General features: G+C 49.3%; 25 protein-coding genes. 18 read left to right on the top strand and 7 right to left on the bottom strand.

Features of this window, described 5'->3' with window-relative positions; translation table 11 throughout:
• Nucleotides 1-333 precede the first annotated feature (333 nt).
• Complete coding sequence (locus GL2_RS14130; RefSeq protein ID WP_143731259.1) at nt 334-516, top strand: PA3496 family putative envelope integrity protein; 183 nt, start codon at nt 334-336, stop codon at nt 514-516.
• A gap of 333 nt (nt 517-849) precedes the next feature.
• On the opposite strand, the gene GL2_RS14135 is transcribed toward GL2_RS14130, so the two are convergent.
• Nucleotides 850-1,557: a 2OG-Fe(II) oxygenase gene (locus GL2_RS14135; protein WP_143731260.1), complete on the bottom strand. Its 708-nt coding sequence runs from the start codon at nt 1,555-1,557 to the stop codon at nt 850-852.
• A gap of 310 nt (nt 1,558-1,867) precedes the next feature.
• Here GL2_RS14135 and ccmA point away from each other — a divergent pair, with 310 nt between their 5' ends.
• From ccmA to GL2_RS14175, 8 genes are all read left to right on the top strand, one after another.
• Nucleotides 1,868-2,542: a cytochrome c biogenesis heme-transporting ATPase CcmA gene (ccmA, locus tag GL2_RS14140; RefSeq protein WP_172621156.1), complete on the top strand. Its 675-nt coding sequence runs from the start codon at nt 1,868-1,870 to the stop codon at nt 2,540-2,542.
• Nucleotides 2,529-3,242 (top strand): heme exporter protein CcmB, encoded by a 714-nt coding sequence (gene ccmB / locus GL2_RS14145; RefSeq protein ID WP_143731261.1) that lies wholly within the window; start codon nt 2,529-2,531, stop codon nt 3,240-3,242. Before ccmA ends, ccmB begins: the two co-directional genes overlap by 14 nt.
• Nucleotides 3,243-3,255: 13 nt before the next feature.
• The gene (locus GL2_RS14150) at nt 3,256-3,999 is read left to right on the top strand and encodes a heme ABC transporter permease (RefSeq protein ID WP_143731262.1); all 744 of its coding nucleotides are present in this window, start codon (nt 3,256-3,258) and stop codon (nt 3,997-3,999) included.
• A gap of 1 nt (nt 4,000) precedes the next feature.
• The gene (gene ccmD, locus GL2_RS14155; protein ID WP_143731263.1) at nt 4,001-4,225 is read left to right on the top strand and encodes a heme exporter protein CcmD; all 225 of its coding nucleotides are present in this window, start codon (nt 4,001-4,003) and stop codon (nt 4,223-4,225) included.
• A gap of 101 nt (nt 4,226-4,326) precedes the next feature.
• The gene (gene ccmE, locus GL2_RS14160) at nt 4,327-4,776 is read left to right on the top strand and encodes a cytochrome c maturation protein CcmE (protein ID WP_143731264.1); all 450 of its coding nucleotides are present in this window, start codon (nt 4,327-4,329) and stop codon (nt 4,774-4,776) included.
• The gene (locus GL2_RS14165; protein WP_143731265.1) at nt 4,773-6,758 is read left to right on the top strand and encodes a heme lyase CcmF/NrfE family subunit; all 1,986 of its coding nucleotides are present in this window, start codon (nt 4,773-4,775) and stop codon (nt 6,756-6,758) included. The genes ccmE and GL2_RS14165 overlap by 4 nt, the downstream gene beginning before the upstream one ends.
• A gap of 17 nt (nt 6,759-6,775) precedes the next feature.
• Entirely contained in the window at nt 6,776-7,360 is a 585-nt protein-coding gene (locus GL2_RS14170; protein ID WP_143731266.1) for a DsbE family thiol:disulfide interchange protein, read from the top strand.
• Complete coding sequence (locus GL2_RS14175; protein ID WP_143731267.1) at nt 7,311-7,916, top strand: YigZ family protein; 606 nt, start codon at nt 7,311-7,313, stop codon at nt 7,914-7,916. The genes GL2_RS14170 and GL2_RS14175 overlap by 50 nt, the downstream gene beginning before the upstream one ends.
• Here the strand turns inward: GL2_RS14175 and GL2_RS14180 are convergent, their stop codons facing one another.
• On the bottom strand, nt 7,917-9,116 hold the full coding sequence (locus GL2_RS14180; RefSeq protein WP_143731268.1) for a CaiB/BaiF CoA-transferase family protein: 1,200 nt from the start codon (nt 9,114-9,116) through the stop codon (nt 7,917-7,919).
• A 290-nt stretch (nt 9,117-9,406) separates the two neighbouring features.
• On the opposite strand from GL2_RS14180, the gene GL2_RS14185 reads away from it, so the two are divergent.
• The 3 genes from GL2_RS14185 to GL2_RS14195 are packed head-to-tail and all read left to right on the top strand — an operon-like array spanning nt 9,407 to nt 11,373.
• Nucleotides 9,407-10,252, top strand: a complete 846-nt coding sequence (locus GL2_RS14185) for a CoA ester lyase (protein WP_143731269.1) — start codon at nt 9,407-9,409, stop codon at nt 10,250-10,252.
• Nucleotides 10,253-10,294: 42 nt separating this feature from the next.
• On the top strand, nt 10,295-10,822 hold the full coding sequence (locus tag GL2_RS14190) for a MaoC family dehydratase (RefSeq protein ID WP_143731270.1): 528 nt from the start codon (nt 10,295-10,297) through the stop codon (nt 10,820-10,822).
• Between the two features lie 32 nt (nt 10,823-10,854).
• A complete protein-coding gene (locus tag GL2_RS14195) occupies nt 10,855-11,373 on the top strand; it encodes a MaoC family dehydratase (RefSeq protein ID WP_143731271.1) in 519 nt (172 codons plus the stop codon).
• 21 nt (nt 11,374-11,394) lie between these two features.
• Here GL2_RS14195 and GL2_RS14200 read toward each other — a convergent pair whose 3' ends face one another.
• The 3 genes from GL2_RS14200 to GL2_RS14205 all read right to left on the bottom strand — a co-directional run bounded on the left by GL2_RS14200 (nt 11,395) and on the right by GL2_RS14205 (nt 13,047).
• On the bottom strand, nt 11,395-12,126 hold the full coding sequence (locus GL2_RS14200) for a 4'-phosphopantetheinyl transferase (RefSeq protein WP_143731272.1): 732 nt from the start codon (nt 12,124-12,126) through the stop codon (nt 11,395-11,397).
• Nucleotides 12,127-12,369: 243 nt separating this feature from the next.
• Nucleotides 12,370-12,540, bottom strand: a complete 171-nt coding sequence (locus GL2_RS21535; protein ID WP_172621157.1) for a hypothetical protein — start codon at nt 12,538-12,540, stop codon at nt 12,370-12,372.
• 93 nt (nt 12,541-12,633) lie between these two features.
• Nucleotides 12,634-13,047: a rhodanese-like domain-containing protein gene (locus GL2_RS14205; protein ID WP_143731273.1), complete on the bottom strand. Its 414-nt coding sequence runs from the start codon at nt 13,045-13,047 to the stop codon at nt 12,634-12,636.
• 171 nt (nt 13,048-13,218) lie between these two features.
• On the opposite strand from GL2_RS14205, the gene GL2_RS14210 reads away from it, so the two are divergent.
• The 6 genes from GL2_RS14210 to GL2_RS14235 all read left to right on the top strand — a co-directional run bounded on the left by GL2_RS14210 (nt 13,219) and on the right by GL2_RS14235 (nt 21,885).
• A complete protein-coding gene (locus GL2_RS14210) occupies nt 13,219-14,211 on the top strand; it encodes a helix-turn-helix domain-containing protein (protein ID WP_232053627.1) in 993 nt (330 codons plus the stop codon).
• Nucleotides 14,212-14,313: 102 nt separating this feature from the next.
• Entirely contained in the window at nt 14,314-15,324 is a 1,011-nt protein-coding gene (locus GL2_RS14215) for a tryptophan--tRNA ligase (RefSeq protein WP_143731275.1), read from the top strand.
• Nucleotides 15,325-15,429: 105 nt separating this feature from the next.
• Nucleotides 15,430-17,001, top strand: coding sequence for an AbgT family transporter (locus tag GL2_RS14220; protein ID WP_143731276.1), 1,572 nt, complete (start codon nt 15,430-15,432; stop codon nt 16,999-17,001).
• A 439-nt stretch (nt 17,002-17,440) separates the two neighbouring features.
• On the top strand, nt 17,441-19,657 hold the full coding sequence (locus tag GL2_RS14225; protein WP_143731277.1) for a TonB-dependent siderophore receptor: 2,217 nt from the start codon (nt 17,441-17,443) through the stop codon (nt 19,655-19,657).
• Between the two features lie 104 nt (nt 19,658-19,761).
• Nucleotides 19,762-20,349 (top strand): hypothetical protein, encoded by a 588-nt coding sequence (locus GL2_RS14230; protein ID WP_143731278.1) that lies wholly within the window; start codon nt 19,762-19,764, stop codon nt 20,347-20,349.
• 27 nt (nt 20,350-20,376) lie between these two features.
• Nucleotides 20,377-21,885 (top strand): PepSY domain-containing protein, encoded by a 1,509-nt coding sequence (locus GL2_RS14235; protein WP_143731279.1) that lies wholly within the window; start codon nt 20,377-20,379, stop codon nt 21,883-21,885.
• A 23-nt stretch (nt 21,886-21,908) separates the two neighbouring features.
• On the opposite strand, the gene GL2_RS14240 is transcribed toward GL2_RS14235, so the two are convergent.
• Nucleotides 21,909-22,367 (bottom strand): GNAT family N-acetyltransferase, encoded by a 459-nt coding sequence (locus GL2_RS14240; protein WP_143731280.1) that lies wholly within the window; start codon nt 22,365-22,367, stop codon nt 21,909-21,911.
• 148 nt (nt 22,368-22,515) lie between these two features.
• On the bottom strand, nt 22,516-23,235 hold the full coding sequence (locus tag GL2_RS14245; RefSeq protein ID WP_143731281.1) for a triacylglycerol lipase: 720 nt from the start codon (nt 23,233-23,235) through the stop codon (nt 22,516-22,518).
• Nucleotides 23,236-23,247: the final 12 nt, after the last annotated feature.

Genomic DNA, 23,247 nt, shown 5'->3' on the forward strand with positions numbered 1-23,247 from the left:
CTGCATTCCATGTCGGCCAGAGGCATTTAGCTTGTCACTCTAGGTAACAGGAAAGCTATCTAGTTACCACTTTACTCGCTGTTTCTAGTTTGGCCTTTTTCCGAAATTTTTTCATAAATTTAAGGGGCTGGCCTATTAGATTCCTATTGGGAAAGTTCTATTTGGCGGATGCTTTTGCGCTTGCCAGGCTCAATTCTGATTGAAGTCAATTTGTCATTGTTCAGGTGTAAATTTCTGCTTGACCACGGTTGTTTTACATCGCTAATCTGCGGATGCACCTTGAGTGCAATAAGGAAATTTCTGCTTTCGCGGATCAAGATTATGGAGTTTCGTATGAGCGGTAACGTTAACGAAAAGTACATGGATTTTGACAATGTGGACATTCCACAAATTGCAACTGAAGTACTACGGCAGGCTACCTCGCAGCCGCCGCGCGATGCGCGCAGGATGGTGGAGGATAAACTGGAGGAGATACGCTTGAGGCGAGAGTTAATGGATTATGAATTTGAAAATTAGAACTATAAATAGTTGATAGCTTTAAGGGGTGTACGGGGTATTTGATAATGCTCCGTGCAACCTGACTGGAAAATTACCTGCCTGGTTTCCTTTCTTTAGATAGTTTTCTCGAAAAGTGTTTTCAGGGGCAGCTGTAACAAGAGCTGGTTGGTGAGCAAGTATATTGATGCTTATTCCAGCTGGAAGGGCATTTTAATTTCCTTCACTAAAAGACAGAAGTGTTTATGCCTTTGAGAATGGGGCTTAATTTTATCTTTAAGCGTGAAGATAAAAATTTCATTGTTGATCGCAGTGGACAGAAAGCGGCTCTGGGGCCGCTTTCCGGAAGGCCAGCTACATCTGGCCAGCTGTGCCTTCGGCATCTTTTCCTTGTCTACCACCAAACCAACCAAGCAGTTGCTTTAGCTTGTGGGACAATTTGCCGCGCTTGGCTTTCCTCTCCATGTCGGCAGCACTCACCAACCAAGCTACCTGGATAACCAATCGTTGGCCTTCGAAAGGCAAGTGGCCGTGGAAAGAGTTTTCCGCGCGCTTAAAGGCTGCAAGGGTCCCGTAAACAGGTGAGACTTCAGGGGCAACGGTATCTTCAAAATCGTCGATGCGCTTCAGAAAGCGCAGGCAGCCATTCCCATCTACAGTCCACTCAGGGTTGAGGTAGAGTAGGGCAGTGGCGATTTTTGATTTACCGTCGGTATGTATCCTGCCGTGGCGCTTCTTCAAAGTACGGCTGATGGAGACATAAGTCGGGTATTGGGAGAGCTTTTCAATACCCAGGTTTTCACCGATAGTATCGGCAAATTTCGGGTCGGTAAATTGGGTAATCAAAGAGTTAATGGAAGCCCCGCACTCATCCTTTTCATGGGGTAAGTAGCCAGCACCCTTAAGATGAGGGAAGTCCTCAATGAATGAGGACATCATTTCCTCGTTCAAAACTTTCCGGGCTACAAAGAATGGGAAGGGCTGGCGGTTAATCAGGATATCTTCGCCGGTCAGAGAGCTGGCATTGAGCCAGCGGCTGGCTTCAGCAGCAGGGCTAGTCATTATCGTGCATCCTTACAAACGGGGCTGGTTTGGCCACCGAATCACATCGAAGTTTCTTATGATGTCGACCGCAGAGTTTCAGCCCTTATCCGTCCGGGCATACGGCACTTGGTACCGCCTCACGACAGTGTGAAAATATCAGAGGTAGGCACCGGGGCCAATACCAGCGTACAAATATCTGTCCAATTTCAGGCTTGGCCTTGCTTGAAATCAACAGCCTGTGAGATAGGTTGTGTTGAATACCATGCAATTGGTGCAAGTGCCGGTATAATGCCGATCAGATTTTCGTCAGAGTGGTTTTATCTAAGCAATGTCTGTGACTCCCAAGTCCCCAGCTGTATTGCAAGTGCGCGACCTCGCCTGTGAAAGGGATGGCCGGCGTTTGTTTGAGGGCCTTGATTTCTCACTCCCTGGAGGGGCTGCAATTCAGGTGAAAGGCAGTAACGGCGCGGGCAAAACTACGCTGCTGCGCACCTTGATTGGCAGTGCCAGTGAATTCAGTGGTGAGATACTCTGGTGTGGTAATCCATTCCCAACGGCATTGCGTAGCATGCGCGAGTCCCTGCTATATATCGGCCATCGTGGTGGTATACGGGCGGGGCTGACACCCCTGGAGAACCTCACCTGGTATGGTGCGGATCATGAGTCAGCCCTGCTGGCTTTGGACAGAGTAGACCTGTTCGGTTTTGAACATAGCCTGTGCCACAGCCTGTCTGCCGGCCAGAATCGTCGCGTGGCTTTGGCGCGTATGTTCTTGCCGCAGGCGCCGTGCCTGTGGATTCTCGATGAGCCCTTAACAGCATTGGATATTGCCGGGGTGGCGGCGCTGGAAAAACAGATGTCCGCACATATCGAAAAAGGTGGTTCCATCCTGCTGACCTCTCACCAGCCCTTGGCTTTGGCAGGGCTTGATTTCGTTGACCTTTCTGACTTTTTGGTCGAGGAATCTTTTGCCGATATGGGGGGAGCGCATGTCTTCAACTGATGTCCAATCCCCGGTGAGTGGTGCCCGTATAAGCCCTGGCTTTATTGCTCTTTTCAGGATTGAAATGCTATTGGCCCTGCGCAAGCGGGCAGATATTGCCAATCCCCTGCTGTTTTTTGTCACAGTGCTTGCGCTTCTGCCCCTGGGGGTAGGACCGGAGCCCGAATTATTGGCGAAGATGGCCCCCGGCATGATCTGGGTGATGGCCCTGCTCGCTACCATGCTCTCCCAGGAAAGTTTGTTCCGCGGAGACTTTGAGGATGGGACTCTGGAGCAGCTAACCCTGCTGCCACAGCCGCTGTATTTCGCCGTGTTGGCGAAGTCCTTGGCGCACTGGATAGCCACCGGTTTGCCCCTGGCACTTTTGTCGCCTTTGTTGGCTCTGATGCTGAACCTCCCCGCTGAGGGGTATTTTTGCCTGTTTATTTCGCTGTTCCTGGGGACGGCGAGCCTTAGTTTGATTGGTGCAATTGGTGCGGCGCTTACAGTGGCTCTGCGTCGCCCCGGTTTACTGCTGGCGCTAATTGTTATGCCCTTGTATGTGCCCGTGCTAATCTTCGGCACCGGCGCGGTACAGGCGGCTATTGATGGCTATGCCTACAGCGCACAGTTGGCGATTTTGGCGGCCCTACTGGCTGCTGCTGCGGCTCTGGCCCCGCTCGCTGCTGCTGGGGCAATACGTATCAGCCTGGATAATTGATTCGGAGGTCTTCTTGGCTTGGCAATGGTTTCACCGTTTAGGTTCGCCGCGTTGGTTTTACCAGAAGACCAGTGCATGGCTTCCCTGGTTGGCACTGGCTAGTGTTGTACTGTTGGCAGTGGGTACTGTGTGGGGGCTCGGGTTTGCTCCGGAAGATGCCAAGCAGGGCAATAGCTACCGCATTATTTTTATTCATGTCCCAGCTGCCTTCCTGGCCCTGGCCGGTTATTACATCATGGCGATCAGTGGGGCTATTGGCCTTATCTGGAAGATGAAACTCTCCTTTGCTGTGATGCGGGCCGCAGCGCCTATCGGCGCGGTGCTAACTTTTATCTCCCTTTTTACCGGTGCCGTATGGGGTAAGCCCACCTGGGGTACTTACTGGGTGTGGGATGCACGTATCACCTCGATGTTGATTCTGCTGTTCCTGTATATCGGCGTAATGGCACTGTCCCAGGCAGTCAGCCGCGAGCAAGTGGCTGACAAAGCCTGTGCGCTGCTTGCGTTGGTCGGCACAGTCAATATCCCGATTATCTACAAGTCGGTGGATTGGTGGTTTACCCTGCATCAGCCCGCCACTATCCGCCTGACAGAGTCCAGCAGCATTGACCCAAGCATGTTCTATCCGCTGCTGACAATGATTATCGGCTTCTACTGTATGTATGCCTGGATCTTGCTGACCCACACCCGCACCCTGCTGCTACGTCGTGAGATACGCACTAATTGGGTACAGCAGGAACTGGCAGGGGGAAAATAATATGCAGTTTCAATTTACCAGTTTTGCAGATTTTATGGCGATGGATGGGCACGGCATCTATGTGTGGGTTTCCTACGCCATCACTTTTTCCGCGCTTGCCGCTATGGCTCTTTACCCTCTGCTTACCCGTCGTCGCCTGCAGCGGGAGTTGCAGTACCAGCAGCGTATTGCGAAGCGCCGTCGTAGGATGAAAGAGGAACGGCAAGTTGTGGAGGAGACGGCATAGGCAGTGCCGCCTCGCAGTTTTAGATTTAGTTGTTTGTCCGGTCGAAACCGCAACCCAGCTAACAAGATCAAAACTTAAATTTATGGAGTTCAACTAAGACAATGCATCCTGTACGCAAGCAACGCCTGATCCTGGTACTTGTCCTGGTCACCTTGTCTAGTGTCGCAGTGGGTTTTGTAACCTATGCGATGCGTGAAAATATGGATTATTTCTATGCGCCAAGCGCTTTTGCGGCCGGGGAAGTACCCTTTGAGAAGCGTATTCGCGCGGGTGGCTGTGTGGTACCGGGTAGTGTGCAGCGCTCTGATGATAGCCTGGATGTGCAGTTTGTTATTACCGATGGTGAAGCTGAGTTGTCGGTTGTATTCGACAAGATCCTGCCGGACCTGTTTGCCGAAGGTGAGGCTGCGGTTATTACCGGGCAGCTGATGCAGAACGGTACTATGCGTGCAGACCAGGTGCTGGCCAAGCACGATGAAAATTATACTCCGCCAGAAGTTGCGGAAAGTATGGTTTCCCACAAGGGCTGCACTGATGGAGCGAAAATATGACTCCTGAGTTAGGCCATTTTGCACTGGTTGCAGGCCTGCTGCTTTCCATTGCCCTGGCGGCCTTGCCCATAGCCGGCAGTTACACCTCTCGCCCCCTGTGGATGGACGCGGGACGTCCTTTGGCATTGGGGGTATTTGCATTTGTATTGATCGCCTTTGCCTGCCTGACCGTTGCCTTTGTACAGAGCGATTTCACGGTTAATTACGTTGCCAAGAACTCCAATAGCATCCTGCCTGTTTACTATAAAGTAACCGCAGTTTGGGGTGGCCATGAAGGCTCTATACTTTTATGGCTCCTGATTCAGGCTGGTTGGGCGGCAGCAGTTGCGATGTTTGGCCGCCAGTTGCCGCCAGAGTTGTCCGCTCGGGTGCTGTCTGTGATGGGCATGATATTGATCGGCTTCTTCCTGTTTATTCTGCTTACCTCCAACCCGTTTGACCGCACCCTGCCATTCCCACCAATGGAGGGCTCAGATCTGAATCCGCTGTTGCAGGATCCCGGTATGATCTTCCACCCACCTCTATTGTATATGGGGTATGTGGGATTCTCGGTTGCCTTTGCCTTTGCTATCGCGGCCTTGCTCGGAGGGCAGCTGGATGCAGTGTGGGCTCGCTGGGCCAGACCCTGGACAGCAGTGGCCTGGGCATTCCTTACTTTGGGTATTGCCCTTGGAAGCTGGTGGGCCTACTACGAACTTGGCTGGGGAGGCTGGTGGTTCTGGGACCCAGTGGAGAATGCGTCCCTGATGCCGTGGTTAGTGGGTACAGCTCTACTGCATTCCCTGGCTGTGACAGAGAAACGTGGCCTGTTCAAGAGCTGGACCATTTTATTGGCGATATTCGCCTTCAGCCTGAGCCTGCTGGGTACTTTCCTGGTGCGTTCCGGTGTTATTACTTCAGTTCACGCCTTCGCGACCGACCCGCTGCGCGGCAGTTTTATTCTGGGATTCCTGGCGTTGGTTGTCGGTCTCTCTTTATTGTTGTTTGCCCTGCGTGCTCCTTCTGTCAGCGCACGCAGCGTATTTTCCTTCCGTTCCCTGGAGACCTTCCTGCTCGGCAATAACATTTTGCTGATCCTGATTATGGGGATGGTACTGACCGGTACTCTATATCCCTTAGTGGCGGACGCCTTGAACCTGGGCAAGATCAGTGTGGGAGCGCCTTTCTTCAACTTGTTCTTTGTTCCCTTAATGGTGGCCTTGTGCTTACTGCTGGGTATGGGAGTACATGCAAACTGGAAAGACAGCCGTTGGGACAAACTGTTGAGCACATGGCGTTTGCCTTTCCTGGCAGCGTTGGTAATCGCCCTGGTCTGGCCATTGGCGTTTGATCATTATCATTGGGGCGCAGTGTTTGGGATTTTTGTCGGCGCCTGGGTATTTTGTGCAAGCCTCGCCGACATCGTGTCCAAGACCCGCAATGCAAAATCTTTTGTTGCCGGCTTAGGGCGTCAGCGCGCCAGTTATTACGGTATGCACCTCGCTCATATCGGCTTGGCTGTAGCGGTACTCGGGGTTGTATTGACCACGGTATACAGTGTGGAAGAGGACCTGCGTATGGGGGCCGGCGACAGCTACCAAATGGCTGGTTACGATTTCCGGTTTGACGGCGTGCGCTTGGCCCAGGGCCCCAATTACCGTGCCTTTGAGGGAGTACTGCACGTCCGTAAAAACGGTGAGCCTGTAGCCGAATTGCACCCGCAAAAGCGCAATTATTTTTCTGGTGGCAACACTATGACGGAAGCGGCTATCGATACCGGCCTGTTTCGCGATATTTACGTAGCATTGGGTGAACCGATGGATCGCAGTAATCCCAGTGGAGATTGGGCTGTGCGCCTGCAATATAAGGCATTCGTTGTGTGGATTTGGCTCGGTGCCATGCTGATGTCTATTGGCGGTGGTATTGCAGTTGCGGATAAGCGCTACCGTAAGGCCAAAGCGGCTCGCCAGGTGCCGATTTCAAGCAATGTAGCTACTGCGTAGTTTTTGGGATAGGTGCTATGTCCAGATTGAAACTGTTCTTGCCGCTGATTATTTTTATTGCGTTGGCCACGCTCTTTTGGCGTGGCCTGTACCTGAACCCACAGGAAATGCCCTCGGCACTGCTGAATAAGCCGGTGCCAGACTTTTCCCTTGAGAAGGTTGCTGATAACAGCCAGCTGGTGCAAAAAGGCGACCTGCCCAAGGGGCCTCATCTGCTCAACGTTTGGGCAACCTGGTGTGTAGCTTGCCGAGTGGAACACCCCTACCTGAATGCCTTGGCGGAACAGGGCGTCCCTATCATCGGGATCAATATGAAGGATGAGGATGATGCTGCGATCAAGTGGTTGGATAAATTCCACAATCCTTATCTCTATAGTCTCGCCGATAGGGAAGGGCGCCTGGCCCTCGACTTGGGTGTTTTCGGTGCTCCGGAAACTTTCCTGGTAGATGCCGAGGGCACAATCCGCTGTAAGCATGTGGGGGTGGTGGATAATAAAGTGTGGCAAACCAAGCTGCAGCCACTTTACGAAAGGCTGAAGAGCCAGCGTTGGGATGAATTTGCCGGTGACTTATCAGATTCCCTCATTTCCCGTTGTCAGTGAGACTGAAGAAAAGAAAAGCCGCTTTATCTGTTGGTTAGGGCCAATTGAAGATAAGGCGGATTTTCAAGGCCAGCTCGGCCTGATTCGCAGTAAATACCCCGATGCTAGCCACCATTGCACGGCAGTTGTTATCGGTAACCCTGACAACCCGGAAGTGATGCAGGCAGATGACGATGGTGAGCCTGGTGGCAGTGCGGGCCGCCCGATGCTGGAGCTGTTACTCAAACAGGGTATCGGCAATGTGGGGGCAATAGTGTCCCGATATTTTGGTGGTACCAAGCTAGGGGTAGGCGGTTTGATGCGGGCCTATCGCGGCTCTGTGGGCATGGCTCTGCAGAAAGTGAATCTCGAAACCTATGTACCGCTGGAGAATGTTTCTGTCGGCTGTGATTTTGCCCAGGAATCCCGCCTGCGCTTTCTGGTTGGGCGGCATCAGGGCAATTGTGGAGTCGCGGAATATGCGACTAAAGTAATTGTTCCTATCTCCCTACCGAGAAATGAATGGCGGTCTCTGCGAATTCAGCTTAAGGCTGAAAGCTTTGACATACTGGACTAATTAAATAACCCCATTGCTCTTCAACTGTTTAATATCTGCTGCAGAATATCCTAGCTCGGAGAGAATGTTGTAGTTGTCCTGACCCATTTCTGGAGCCTGTTTAAATTCCGGTAACTCATTGTCACAGTGAATCGGCGGTTTGAGAATTTTAATTTCCTCGCCATTTTTCCTGTATATAGACTGAATCCTCCCGTTTTCTGTGACAAAAGGGTTTGTTAATGCCTGCTCAACGTCATAAATGGGGGCGGATGGTACACGTCCGGAAAACACCTCAAGCCATTCATCAGTAGTCTTTCCGGCGAGAGCTATGTCCAGAATTTCAGTGAGTTGATCGCGGTTTTTCAGGCGCGACTTAAAGGTTAAAAATCTGGGGTCAGTTATCAATTCGCAACGTCCAATAATCTTACATAACTCCGTCCAAAATTTTTCCTTATTGCACATGAGGTAAATCCAGTCATCCTTGGTCCTATATAATTGACAGGGAGTTAAAGAGAAGTGAGCGGAACGAGGTGGTCGCTGCTGGTTGTGCCCGGCATTTAATTGCCACATTGCTACATAGTTCAGGTTATACAGTGCATTATCAAATAAACTGACATCGATATCCCTCCCTTTACCTGTCTTCCTGGCATTGAGAATGCCTGATACCAGCCCGAGAGCCATGGCCACTCCGGTCGATAGGTCTACCAGCGACAAACCACAGCGGGCAGGGGGGCCGCTTGGCTCTCCGGTCAACTTGAAGTAACCGGCTTCTGCCTGCATCGGGTAATCGTAACCTGGCCAGGTTGCCCTCTCTCCACTTCTGCCAAAGGCAGTAAGATGTGCGCAGACAATTGCCGGGTTGACTTGCTCCAGAGCTGGGTAAGTTATTCCCAATTTTTCTGGTACATCACCACGCAGGTTATCAGTCAGGCCGTCAGCGGTTTCAACAAGCTTATGAAGAATTTTCTGTCCTTCTTCTGTCGTGAGATTAAGGGACAGACTGCGTTTATTGTGGTTAAGCCCCTGAAAGAAGAGGCTGTGATTATCGGATTCCTCGCCTTGCAGGAAATATGGGCCGACACTGCGGGATACATCTCCACCATGGGAAACATCTTCAATTTTTATGACTTCAGCGCCTAAGTTGGCGAGGAATAAAGTTCCAAATGGTCCTGCGCCGTATTGCTCGACAGCAATCACTCGTACGCCAGATAGAGGGAGCATAAAATAAACTACCAGTCACTGTATTCTATTATCACCAATCTTAGGACAGATAAAGATAGTGGGTGTTATTGGAAAGCAGCTTGTTTGTAGATTTTTAAGGTTCATTCACCTCCCCCCTTAATGCTATGCCAATTGTTTTTTGGGGTCGGATTTCAAACTTTTTATAGGTATCTGATTTCAGGTTATAAATGGCTGCTAATATGCTTGGGTGAATTAATTGTGCGTGTGTGTTGCAAAAGAAATAGCCAAATAACTAATAAAGTGCCTCTGGCAGGTTGGTGGTGGAGATAATGGAGAGCGAGAAAGCTAATATTTTTCGCAGTATTTTATTTTTACCCGCTACGCGTTCAGACAGGTACGAGAAAGCCTTGGGCAGTGGGGCTGATGTCGCATGTGTGGACTTGGAGGATTCTGTGGCGCCAGATCAGAAAGATGTGGCGCGTGAAATAGTTACCGATTTTTTTAAAATGCCTGTTACCACTCCTCTACAGCGCGCATTGCGTATTAATCAACTGGCCTGTAAACAGGGCCTGGAGGACATGCTGTTGGTATTGGCTTTGGAGCAGTTGCCGGATATCGTTCTAATCCCGAAGGTGGAATCACCAGAGGAGATTGCTTGGTTTAATGAGGTGACAGCCTCCATTGATCGGCCTGTCAGTTTAATCCCCTTGATTGAAACCGCTAAAGGATTACAAAACGCCATCGACATTGCCAGGGCGCCAAATGTGCGGGCAATCGGTTTTGGTACAGCTGATTACGCGGCTGATGTAGGGGCGGATATGAGTTGGGAATCATTGATATACGCAAGGGGGCGTATCCTGCAAGCAGCTGGCTATGCCGATATTGCCGCGGTGGATGGACCCTGGTTACAGCTGGATGATGACAAAGGCCTACTTAAAGATACCCGTCGGGCGGCAGCAATGGGATTTAGTGGAAAAATTGCCTTGCACCCTCGGCAGCTGAAGTGGATCCACAAAGGGTTTGTTCCTTCGGAAGAAGCTCTTAACCGAGCGCGAAGGATTGTGGATGCGTATAGAGCCAATAAGGATGGGGTATTGGTGGTAGATGGCAGGATGGTGGATATGCCCGTAGTAGAGAGAGCGCAAAGACTGATTGAATTGGCAGGCAGACGTTAGATTGGAAAGGTCCCTTAAAGGAATTTAAAATAAGGAGTATTAATGTCCCGCTTCTGTTTTAGTGCCTATATCCAAGTTGGTGATAACCGTTATAGGGAGCGCTATGGCCTAAATTTTGAGGACTTTAAACCCGGACAAGTATTTCATCACCGGCCTGGGGTTACTATCAGTCAGCAGGATAATGTTGAAGAATGTATCAATACCTATAACCAGGCAATGATTCATTTCGATAACCATTACGCCGCACAAACAGAGTTTAAAAAGCCGCTAATAGATACCACTTTGATAGTACAACGCCTGATGGGAATGACCTGGAAAACGTACAACCGCAGGAAAAGTATTTTGCAGTGGGGATGTATTGACATGTTGTTGCCGGTCTATGGCGGAGATACTTTGTATGCAGAAAGTGAGGTGCTATCGGTCGATAGTGATTTTAGAGACTCTGAATCTGGAATGATCGAAGTGGCTGTTCGGAGTAATAACCAGCGGGGAGAGCAGACCTGCGAGATGCGCTGTAGTATGTCGATTTACAAACGAGATCGACTTCCTTTTTCAGTCAATAATTACTGACCTCTCAACTTGGGTGCAGATTGAGAAAGATCGTGAAGGAATCATTTCATTTTCTTAGGGAAGATAAACCGGGCGTCTACATCGAAACCTATGGTGTTGATTTTGAGGATTTTGAAGTAGGCCAGATATTTGAGCACCGACCAGGGCACACTTTTACTGAGGCCGCTAGTTTGAACTATGTAAATCACGGGTTTGATCTTAGCCCTGGTTGTGCAGACCTGCACTTTTCAAGAAAAGTTTATGGGGAAAGGATAAAAGTTGTAGAAACCTTTGTGCTCAGTGCTATGGCAATGACCACTAAAACCTTTGGCAAGGTGGTGGCAAATTTGAGCATGACAGACTGTAAAGTTAAACCTGTTTATGTTGGAGAAACGCTGTATTTCGAATCTGAAATTTTGGGGAAGCGTGAATCAAAATCCCGCCCTGACCAGGGATTGCTACACGTCAGCTCCCGAGCGAAAAACCAGCAGGGAGACTTGGTCTGTTCATTCGAGAGAAAATTATTGGTGTATCGTCGAGGCCTCGGGCCTTATTCCGCAGCGGGATATTGAGTAAGTTCTACCAGTTACTCTTTAGTTTTTTGGAGAGTATCCGACTAGTGTAAAAAATCCATCCCGATGAGGGTGGTAGGAGCCATGTAATACTTGTCCTCGCTTGGCTTCAGGGCAGAGAGTTCGTGTCAAAGATAATGAGATACTTTGACTTTCAGGAATAACTTCAATAATTTCTGCGTCGAGGAAGTCAAAATATTGGTTAACAATAGGGTGTAGAGCTTTAAATAGGCTTTCCTTGATAGAAAAAGCGATAGTTAACCAGTGGCTCATCTCTTTGTCTAACCGCGAAAGCCTCTGTGCCTCGCTATCAGTTACTATATTTCTTTGTATTTCAATGGCCGTTGGAGAGGGTATTGGCAATTCATAGTCGATACCGAGTAGCTCTAAGTTTTTGCTCAGAGCGCATAAGGCTCGATTACCTGAATGGGTAATGGCACCCTTGATGCCTTCTGGCCACTGAGGGCTACGTTGAGTACCAATGGGGACCTGAAAATTGCTACAACCTATTTGACGTAGGGCCTGTTGTGCAGAGTATCTCCCTGCGAGAAACTCCGCTTTGCGCTTAGTAACTGCCTTCTGTATATCTTCCGGAAAGTGAATCCCTAGAGAGCAAAACAGCGAGTCGTGATAATGCTCTGGAAAATATTGGTATTCACGAATTATTCCAGGGAGACCCGGGATAACAATGGGTTGATCTGCTGAAATAAACTTAGAGTCACAGCCGATACTAGGTGGAATGTCTGTTGCCATTAGAGTGAAGCTTTTATCGTAGAAAATTAACTAAATAGTTCTTTCAAATTTTGAGTAAACTGGATAGTGAATGTGTTAGTGCTCGAAATTAAATGCCAGGTCGGTACTGCATTGGTTTTATCAGTAAGCTAATTATGCACTTGAAAAATAAATCCGAATGGAAATTCTATCCCGTTACCCTGAGTAAGTGCAATCCTGATTTACAATTTGCACTTATTGTTCGAAACAACAATTCTATGGGTGCTAGCGTTTCTCGGCAACCAAGCATTGAAAGTCATTGCGTTTAAGCAATCTGTTTTCTAGCTCCTGTTCGGTGACCATGAAGTTGGGGAGATAACCTTCAAATTCTGCTAGATCACGTATTAACTTTAGGGGTTGGAAACTATCGCTGGGTGCTGCTTTGCGAATTTGCATATTTTCTATTTCTATGAATATAGTTTTAGTGGCTGCATATTGAAAAGAACACTTTCATATGCCCATAAGAATCCAGCAGCAGCCCCATTAAATTTAATTGGTGCTCGCCGTTACACATTTTTCAAGGGCAAAGCCTTCATCAATCCACCCGGTAATACCACCAATCATTTTCTTCACTGGGCGGCCAAGCTTGGCCAGCCTGATAGCCGCCTTTTCTGTGGCGTTACAGTGTGGTCCTGCACAATAGATGACAAAGAGGGTATCTGCGGCATAATTGAGCAGTTTTTCCTCAGTGATACGCTGGTAGGGCAGAGACTCTGCCTCCTGAATATGTCCTTTCTGATAGGCGTTCTCACCCCTTACATCCAGTAATACAAAATCCTTACGATCATTGGTTATGGAATGGTGGACATCCCAGCAGTCGGTTTCATAAGCCATCAGATCCTCAAAGTGCTGCAGGGCCTTTTCACTGCTGGCGGCAGGTACACGGCTAACTATTGAACTCATGGTTGCTCCTACACGTTTCTGTTTGTATTGAGTCGTGACTAGTTTGCTATTTTGGTAATTGATTTACGATTGGCTTAAAGGCCATTTAGCGTTAACTTTACGCCAAATCCATTAATAGAGAATGTTGGGTCTATGAGGCGGGTTGAGAGCAAAAAGGGAGGGTCAGGCAGCGTGGCTATCCTTGCACATCGTGAGGTAGCGATGTTCGAACTCGGGTGTGCTGCGGAGTTGTTCTGTCTTCCCCGACCGGAACTCGGGGAGTTTTATAGAGGAGAGGTGGTGACCTTTTCTGAAGCTGCCCCAGCTGCAGTAGGCGGTCTTTCCCTCAATTGTAAGAAGGTGAATAGCCTGCTGGACTATGAACTATTGGTGATTCCCTGTTGGTCGACTATCGCTCAACCAAAGGATGATTATTTAAGCTCTGTGTATAAGGCAGTCGAGGAGTTCGCCGCAACTGGGCGGCAAATACTGACATTTTGCTCGGGAGCCTTCCTGCCGGCGGAAATCGGCTTACTCAATGGCCGGCAGGCCACTACCCACTGGCGTTATGCGGGAATGTTTAAGCAGCGGTTTAGGGCAGTGGAGTATGTGGGGGATGTACTTTATGTATGGCAGGGGGCGCTTGCCTGTTCTGCTGGCAGCTCCGCTGCGATTGATCTGAGCATAGAGTTTCTGCGGCGACGCCATGGTTTTGAGTTGGCCAACTCTGTGGCCAGACGTCTTGTAATGGCGCCCCACAGGCAGGGCGGGCAGGCTCAGTTTGTGGAGGCCCCGGTTTCAAAGCGTCCAGATCATTTTGCCAGTGCCTTGGATTGGGCGCTGGCCAACCTGCAGCACCCAATCATAATTGATGATTTGGCCGATCGAGCTCATCTCTCCCGCCGTAGCTTTGATCGTAAGTTCCGCCAGTCTATGGGCGTTGCACCAAAGGAATGGCTGATCCAGCAGCGCTTGCGAGCGGCACAGAAAGCTCTGGAGTCTGGTAAGGAATCTGTTGATAGGGTTGCACACCTGGCTGGTTTTGAGAGTGCCGTCACCTTGCGCCACCATTTCCGCAGAGCCTTTGGTATTTCCCCAAGCCAATATCAACAGCAATTTGGCACACGGGCCCCGCATATGGAGCTTGAGGGGGGAGGGAGCCAGGCTACCGCTATAGATTATTAATTGGTGGCCGCCAACTCGAGTTCTGCTTGTTACAACCGCGGCCCTGAACAGGTTATGATTCGCCCTTTATCGCCTGAATTTAGTACGGATAACGAAGGAATTATGACCAAGCAGCGCGTATTGACCGGTATTACGACCACCGGTACACCTCATCTGGGTAACTATGTTGGCGCAATCCGCCCAGCTATTACCGCGAGCCAGGATGAAAATAACCAGTCTTTCTATTTCCTCGCCGATTACCATGCGCTCATCAAGTGCCAGGACCCAGAGCAGGTGCATCAATCTACTCTGGAGATTGCCGCGACCTGGCTGGCTTTGGGCCTGAATACCGAAAATGTGGTGTTCTACCGTCAGTCAGATATCCATGAAATTCCTGAGTTGACCTGGCTGCTTACCTGCATGACCGGGAAAGGCTTGATGAACCGGGCCCACGCATACAAAGCTGCGGTGGATGCCAACCGCGCGGATGGTGAAGACTCTGATTTTGGTGTCACCATGGGCCTTTACAGCTACCCCATCCTGATGGCTGCCGATATCCTGATGTTCAATGCCAATAAAGTACCGGTGGGTAAGGATCAGGTTCAGCATATTGAGATGGCCCGCGATATCGCACAGCGCTTTAACCACCACTATGGGGAGCACTTCGCGCTGCCTGAGGCGGTGGTGGATGATCATGTTGCGGTGCTTCAGGGGCTTGATGGTCGAAAAATGAGCAAGAGCTATGGCAATACCATCCCTCTATTTTTGCCTGAGAAGAGGCTGAAAAAGCATATTAATAAGATCAAGACCAACCTGCTTGAGCCGGGCGAACCTAAAGACCCCGATACTTCGACAGTCTTCCAGATCTGGCAGGCCTTTGCCTCTGAAGAGCAGACGGCGGAGATGCGTAAAGCGTTTGAAGATGGAATCGCCTGGGGTGAGGCCAAGAAGCAGTTATTTGAGTTGGTAAGTGAGCAGATTGGGGATGCCCGCGAGCGTTATAATGAGCTGCTTGAAAACCCATCGCAGATTGAGGAAGAGTTGGAGAAGGGAGCAGCTAAAGCTCGCGCTTACTCTGCTCCATTTATCGAGAAGTTGCGTCATGCGGTTGGTATTCGCAAGATCGGCCGCTAGAGCTTCAAAAATTTGGGAGGCTATGGCTTCCATAGCCGTCCCTTATATATAAGAACGTCAATAAAAAAAACGAATATAAAAATAACCAAAATACAGGGCTTCATTATGGAAAATGTTCAAGCAGAGCCTGCTGCGGGTACTGATACCAACAAGAATGGATGGATCAACCGGGCACTTAATTTTATTGAAGTAGTGGGAAACAAGCTTCCCGATCCGGCAGTGCTCTTTCTTGTGTTGATGTTGGCTATCTGGGTGCTGTCGTGGATGCTGTCTGGAATGAGCTTCGAGACATTACACCCGGCAACAGGTGAGGCGATCCAGATTACCAATCTGCTTTCCGGCGGCGAGTTAGCCCGCTTCCTTTCCAGTATGGTGACTACCTTTACCAGCTTTGCCCCACTAGGCGTAGTGCTTGTGGCTATGCTGGGTGTTGGGGTGGCTGAGCAGAGTGGTTTTATTAATGCCGTACTGAAGAAGCTGCTTGCTGTGACTCCGCAAATGCTGCTTACACCCATGTTGATCCTGGTGGCGATTGTCAGCCATACCGCTGTAGATGCGGGTTATGTACTGGTGATTCCTTTGGGGGGAGTGATCTTTTATGCGGCTGGTCGTCATCCATTAGCAGGTATTGCTGCAGCCTTTGCCGGAGTATCAGGTGGCTTCTCGGCAAATTTTGTCCCCTCAGCTATCGACCCTCTGCTTCAGGGCTTCACCCAAACCGCGGCACAGATTGTTGACCCCGAGATTCAAGTAAACCCCCTCAACAACTGGTTCTTTACTTCGGCTTCCTGTCTGGTGGTGACTATGTTGGGCTGGTGGCTGACCGATAAGGTGATTGAGCCCCGCTTGAAGAATGTCGCTATTGATGGCGAAAAAGAAGATATGCCGGTAATGCAGGAGCTGGGCGTCCGCGAGAAAAAGGCCATGTATCTGGCGGTTACTGTAATGGTTGCGGGGATTGTGGGGCTTATTGCCTGGATGCTGCCAGAGACCTCCGCGTTACGTGACGCCCAAGGGGAGCTCGCCTCTTTTGGTGCGCCGGTAATGAAGTCTATTGTGCCATTGATCTTCTTGTTATTTATTATTCCCGGAGTCATTTTCGGCTTTGCCGCCGGTACTTTCCATAAAAGTAAGGATGTGATTGATGCGATGTCCAAGACCATGGGCTCCATGGCTTATTACATCGTGATGGCATTTTTCTGTGCGCTGTTCATTTCTGAGTTCGCCCGCTCTGGCCTGGGAACTCTGTTGTCGGTGGAGGGGGGTAGCCTGCTTGCCGCTATGAGCCTTCCTGGCCCGATCACCCTGATGGGGATTATTGTGCTGGTAGCATTTATTAACCTGTTTGTGGGGTCGGCCTCGGCTAAATGGGCGTTGTTATCGCCAATCTTCGTGCCTATGTTGATGCAGATTGGCTTTTCCCCAGACCTGACTCAAGCAGCCTATCGGGTTGGTGATTCTTCAACCAATATCATTACTCCACTGATGCCGTACTTCCCACTAGTGGTTGTCTATTGTCAGCGGTACGTGAAGGGTACGGGTATTGGCACCCTGGTATCTATTATGCTGCCTTACTCGGTGGTGTTCTTGATCTGCTGGTCCATATTCCTGGTGCTCTACTGGAATCTGGGCATGCCCCTCGGCCTTCAGGCCAGCTATACCTATCCAACTCCTTAATAGTTAGCCCTGATGTGGAGCTGCCCGCTTTGAAGAGGTAGATTCACAATGCCCATTAAGGTGTCTCAGATTTTGAGGCACCTTGTCTTTATTGATTGTGCTGGTTGAAAAATAATCTGCGCGCTAAGTGATTCTAGCTACGGTTTCCAGCTAAATAGAAAAATATTTAGTAGCTATTCTTTTCTACTGCGAAGAGCCTGGCGCGGTCTTTATGCCGCCGTTGGCTGTCTTTCCCCCTTTCAACGATATCAGTCGGGCCATTTAGTGTGGGTGTTTACTCACCTTTGTTTTGGGTCAAGGCTACAGGGCGGACATCGTTAGTAAAAAAATGTTCTAATAATGTTGTAAGTGATAACGATTCCTATTAAGATCCGCGTCAGTTATGTCGGTAGCGCCTGCTGCGGCAGATAATACTTCCACTGAATTTTGAGGGATCTCCATGGGCACCGCTCGAATCCAAGGTTTACGCCAAAACGCCACTCCTGTTTTCTCTGGGCTTAGCCGTTCCTTGTTAGCGCTGGCTATTGCTTCGGGTAGCTCTGTGGCTTTTGCTGCCGACGACAAAAATGAGGGTATCGAGGAGGTCAATGTAACTGGTGAGCTGAACCTGTCCCGCCAAACTTCTATCGGTAAGCAGAATATTCCTGTTGATGAGACGCCGTTCTCTATCTCTCTGCGTGATAAAGACTTTTTTGATGTTACGGGCTCTAAGTCTGTGCAAGATATCCTGCAGTACTCTGCCGGTGTGAATGGTGGCTTATTTGGTGTTGATGCTCGCGGTGACTGGTCTACCGTTCGTGCGGTTGAGCCAATCATGTTTGTCGATGGACTAAAAACTACTTTCGGCAGTTATACCGGTTCACGTGCAAACCTTTATGCCTTCGAGCGTGTGGAAATCCTCAAGGGGCCTTCTTCTGTCCTTTATGGGCAGGGCTCTACAGGCGGTATAGTCAACTTGGTTACCAAGCGCCCCAAAGAGGAGTTTGGTGGTGAACTGATGGTGCAGGGCGGTGACTATGATCGCAAAGTAATTGCTGGCGATGTTACCGGGGCCTTGGATAGTGATGGAGAATGGCTCTACCGTGTAGTGGGTTACGCCCGCGATGCCGATGCTCAGGTTGATCATGTCGATGATGACAGCACTCTGTTTATGCCTTCCATTTCCTGGCGCCCCAACGTGGATACCGAGATTACTTTCTTGGTAAACCATCAAGAAGAGAAGACTGGAACAACTGCAGCCTTCCTACCCTGGGGCGGCACCATTGTTGATAACATAAATGGTGAAATTCCAACCGATACATTTATTAGTGAGCCAGGTTGGGATAAGTACAACACTGAGCAAACCTCTTATAGCTTATGGGTTGATCATCGCTTAAATGATAGCTGGGGAATCAATGCAGGCCTCCGCTATTCAAAAGGGGATGTCGACTATAACTCAATGTATGCTGACTACACTTCTGGACTGCGCTTACAAAAAGATCTCCGTGAAGTATCACGGACTGTCTATATGAAGGATGCGAAAAGCGACCTTTTGATTTTTGATCTGCGCTTGTCTGGAGAGCTGACTACTGGCTCTTTTGAGCATCAGATTTCAGCTGGTATTGATAGCCAAAATGCAGAAATCGATAACAGCATTTTGAGAAAGCGTGGCTACGGTGGTGTCGTTGATATTTTTGATCCAGTTTATGGTTATGTACCAGAAGGACTGGAAGAGCTGGAGAGAGAAAATACCGATGTCAATGCTGAGCAAGTAGGTATTTACTTCCAAGACCAAGTTAGCCTTGGCAGCTTTATTTTTAACTTGGGCTTGCGTGAAGATAGATTATCATCGAGAACACAAAGTAATGTTCCTAAAAATGTAAGTGGCAAGCAGAGAGAGACGGAACTCACTAAAAGATTTGGCTTAATGTATGCCTTCGACAGTGGTGTATCGCCTTATGTTAGCTATTCAGAGTCTTTTGAGGCTGTTTTAGCAGATCCGAATAGCCAGGGCGGTGCCTACGAGCCTGTTAAAGGGGAGCAAGTTGAAGCCGGTATTAAATACCAGCCAGAAGGTACTAATATTCTGATGACTGCTTCTGCTTTTGAGATTAAGCAGGAAAATCGCCTAACTTACGGTCTCGACGGAACTTTCCGGCAAATCGGTGAGGCGCAGATTGATGGATTTGAGCTTGAGGCCAGTGGGCAGTGGGGCAATCTGACACTAGTGGCTAATTACAGCCAGATGGATACTGAAGTGCTAGAAAGCAGCAATCCATTTGAGGTTGGTACTGAAATTGAGACTGTACCTGAGGAGCAATTCTCTCTTTGGGGGAACTATGACTTAAGTGATTGGGTTCCCGGTCTAAGTGTTGGGGTGGGTGCTCGTCATGTTGGTGAAAGTTATACTGGCATTGATAAAGTACATGCATTGTACGTAGCTGTTGATCCTGAGCAGGCAGCTTATTACGATTATGTTTTCGCGGATTTCCCTACGGAAAACCCATCTTACACCTTATATGACGCAACCATCGGTTACACTCTGGAAAGCTGGAAGTTCCAGCTAAATGTGAAGAACCTGACTGACGAAATTCACACGACTTCTTGCCTGAGCCGTGGTGATTGCTTCTACGGTGAGCGCCGTTATGTAACTGCTGAGGCACGTTACACTTTTTAAGCTAGTGTAGACTGGGAGTTTGTCTGCAGGGGGAGTCTGTGGGCAGGCTCCCTTTTTTACGTTTTAACAATCAGCCGGGAGCTGAATTTCCCAGTGTGGTGGTTATGCAAGATTCCTTTTATTTCATTGCTGGGTTAGCCAGCATTTTTTCCCTGGTGGGTGTTTATACCTTGTACCTGGCATGGTCCAGTAAAGGTACCCAGCCACTGCGCAAGTGGCTTGGCTGGGGGATATTGGTACTTTCGGCTGCTGGCTGGAGTTCGGTAGTTGGTGTGGAGTATGGGATCAGCATTGCCACCCTGATAGTAATAGTTGCAGTCTTTATATTGCTTGCCTTAACGGGAGATTGGCCCAGTGGTCCCCGGCCAGTAGTAAAGCAGCGATCGGGAAATACCCTGGAACCTGGGGCCCTGCGCCAATTGTGGTTGCGGGGTATTTTTCGTTTTTTAGGCGCCGTACTTTTGCCCACTGCGAGTGGGCTTATTGCCGGATTGCTCTTCTTTGGCTTTACCGACTTCTCTGATAGCTGGCGATTGGTCGGTGGCGCATTTGTTACGGTGACCATTTGGACTCTGGCATTGGTTTGGGTTTGCGCCGATAAGAAGTTATTGCGTCCTTCCGCAGGTCTGCTGGCATTTTCAGTGCTCAGTGGCTTGATATTGAAACTTGCCATTCCGGCTGTAACAGCCTAGTAAAACGGACCGGAGTAGGGATCTAACGTGAAATTATCCTTTAAGCCGACGCCGGCTTTTGTACGTGATATGACCGATGGGCACTCAGTTCTCGGTCTGGCGATATCGACACTCTTATACATTGTTTGTGTCAGCGGAACACTCGCAGTTTTTTACAATGAATTTGAGCGTTGGGAGCAAGCCTCCGAACTGGAAAATCTCAACGTAGCTGCGTCTGTGTACCAGACTGCTACTGAACAGGCAATTGCGCTGGCAAAACAGCAAAATGAAGAGTTTGACTCAGTAAAATTCACCATTCCAAATACAGATATGCCCAGGCTGGTTGTTGAGGTCGGAGATATTGAGCGCTATGTAAACGAAGACGGTTCTCTTTTGGGTGAAGTGAAACATGAGTGGACACACTTTCTAGCCTATTTGCATTTTGCCCTTAACCTGCCTTTGGGCTTGGGGGTGCCTCTAGTTGGGCTGATAGGTGTTTTGATGACGGCCTTGATAGTTTCTGGATTATTGGCGCATCCAAAAATTATTAAAGACGCATTCTCTTTCCGTCTGTCCGGGTCCAAGCGCCTGCAGCAGGTGGATCTGCATAACCGGCTAGGTGTCTGGGCCTCGCCTTTCCATCTGGCAATAGCGGTTACCGGTGCCTTTATCGGGCTCTCCCAGGTTGCTGCCTTCGCAATTGCGGGCCTGTTCTTTGATGGGGATACGGAAAAAGTCGAGCATATTCTGTATCGCGAACATCCGGTGATGGAAGAGCGTGCTCCTGAAACTCCATTGCCGAATTTTGCTGCGGTTCTTGCAGAAATGGAGCGTATAGCTCCGGAAGAGGAAAGAACCAGGCTGGAGGTAGCCTTTCCAGGCCGTGAAGGCCAGGCTGTAGAGGTTTGGACTCGTGTACCAGAGCGCCTTGTTTGGGGGGAGCGCTATCACTTTAATCCAGATGGCAGCCTGATAGAGAAAGAAGGATGGTCTGAAGGTGATAGCGCCAAGCAGGTTTACCTCTCCACATTCCGGCTGCATTTCGGCCACTTCTCCGGCTTCCCGGTGAAAATTGCCTATTTTCTCTTGGGGATCGCTATGTGTGTGCTGGTGGTCTCTGGAATCAATATCTGGTTGGTGCGTAAGCGTCAGCGAGGCTCGCCGGCGGTGCGACTTGAGCGTGTGTGGATGGCTCAGGTTTGGGGTATACCTTTTGCTATAGCATTAAGTGCAGTGACTTATTTAGCTTTTGCAGCGTCTGCAGTACAAGTGTTCTGGTTAACCACACTAATTTTAAGTGTCGTTGCCGCCTTTGCGGGCACTGTTGCAGGATGGTCCCTGTTACTTAGAGTAGCTACCGTCGTTACATGTCTGCTGGCTGTGATAGTACATGCCTCTATGTTTGGTGCGGATTCTTTTGTACGTGCCTCGCTGGTGGCTAACTCAGTATGGTTGCTGACCGCTGCGGGTATTACCGCCTCCTGCCTGTATACCTGGATACGCCGTCGTGATAGTAATTTTGCCTCCTCGGTCAGTGGCGTGATCAGCAGTAGCTAGTCACTAAGGCTGCCCGGTATCAATTATGATGCCGGGCGCAGCATTTCTATGTGGGGTATCCCGTCTTCATCGTAAGGGCCGGCTACTTTCTCAAACCCAAATTCCCCATAAAATTTGGCCAGGTGTTCCTGTGCAGAAATTCGGATTCCTGCATCTGGGTATTCATTCGGAATCTGCTGGACTGCACGGTATATCAGTTCTTTGCCGAGGCCGGTTCCGCGGCTGGACTCTGCGGTGAGCACCCGCCCAATTGAGGGTTCCTTATATTTTTTCCCGGGAAACACAACACGCAAATAAGCTTTCAGTAAAGGGGCTTCACTATTCCCGTCCCAGCATATCAGGTGCCATGCGTGCTGGTCTTTGCCGTCGGCGTCCTGATAGGGGCAGTCCTGCTCTACAGTAAAAACTTCCTGACGTGCGCGCAGGATTTCGTAGAGCTGGTTGATCGAGAGTTCATTAAATTTGCACCACTGCCATTGCATCTTGTTAACTCCCTCAGTTTTGGAGATTATGTTTTCTTTCTTATTTGTGGGCCCAGGGGCCTTGCTGTGGCCAGGAGTGAATTAAATATAAAGGTTTTGTAGGGTATTAATGGATTTAAAATACTCTACCCTGGCCGCATTGAGCACTTTATTTAGCCGTCATACTTTTCTTATTTTTGGTGAAGGCACCATATTGCAAATAGTGTAGAACTTGAGAGATTACCTTTTTATCCTTCATCATAAATACATGGGTAACCGGCAGTTCTACGTGGTCATTCATGCCTTCCAGTTTAGTGCTGGATACTGAGACTTTGCCATCATCGGTCTCGGGGATCATTTGTGACAGGATTAGATTGATGCTGCGTGTGCCGGCGATTATGCCCAGGTCAAAATCAGCTTTTCCCAGCTTGTTGGGGACACTCATTGCTCCGGTGCTTAACTGTAATCCGGCGTCGCCAAACGCGAATTGGAAGCCTGGAAAGTCTCCCAATTTATCTACGACTTCACTACCTTTGTTGGGTGGCCCCAACATCACTACACGGTTCAGATTTTCAATTTTAACCTGACTCAAATACTGGCGAACCAAAATACCGCCCATGGAGTGGGTGACGAAGTTAATTTCTTCTTCACCGCTGCATGCATCCAGTGCTGGTGCAATGGCTTTACCGGCCAGCTTTTCGATGGGAAATTTTGTGGAGGGGTAGTCGACGTTGACAGTTTTATATCCAGCAGCGCTGATTGCCCGCTCCATCTTGGCCATTGAGCTATCAGATTTGGCTAGGCCGTGGAGTAATATAACGCAGGCAGAGTGGGCATTTACTGACAGGGCGCCCAACGAAAATGCCAGAGTGGCAACAAATATTTTCATTGATTTTCTTTC

The organism is Microbulbifer sp. GL-2 (assembly GCF_007183175.1).
Lineage (GTDB): Bacteria > Pseudomonadota > Gammaproteobacteria > Pseudomonadales > Cellvibrionaceae > Microbulbifer.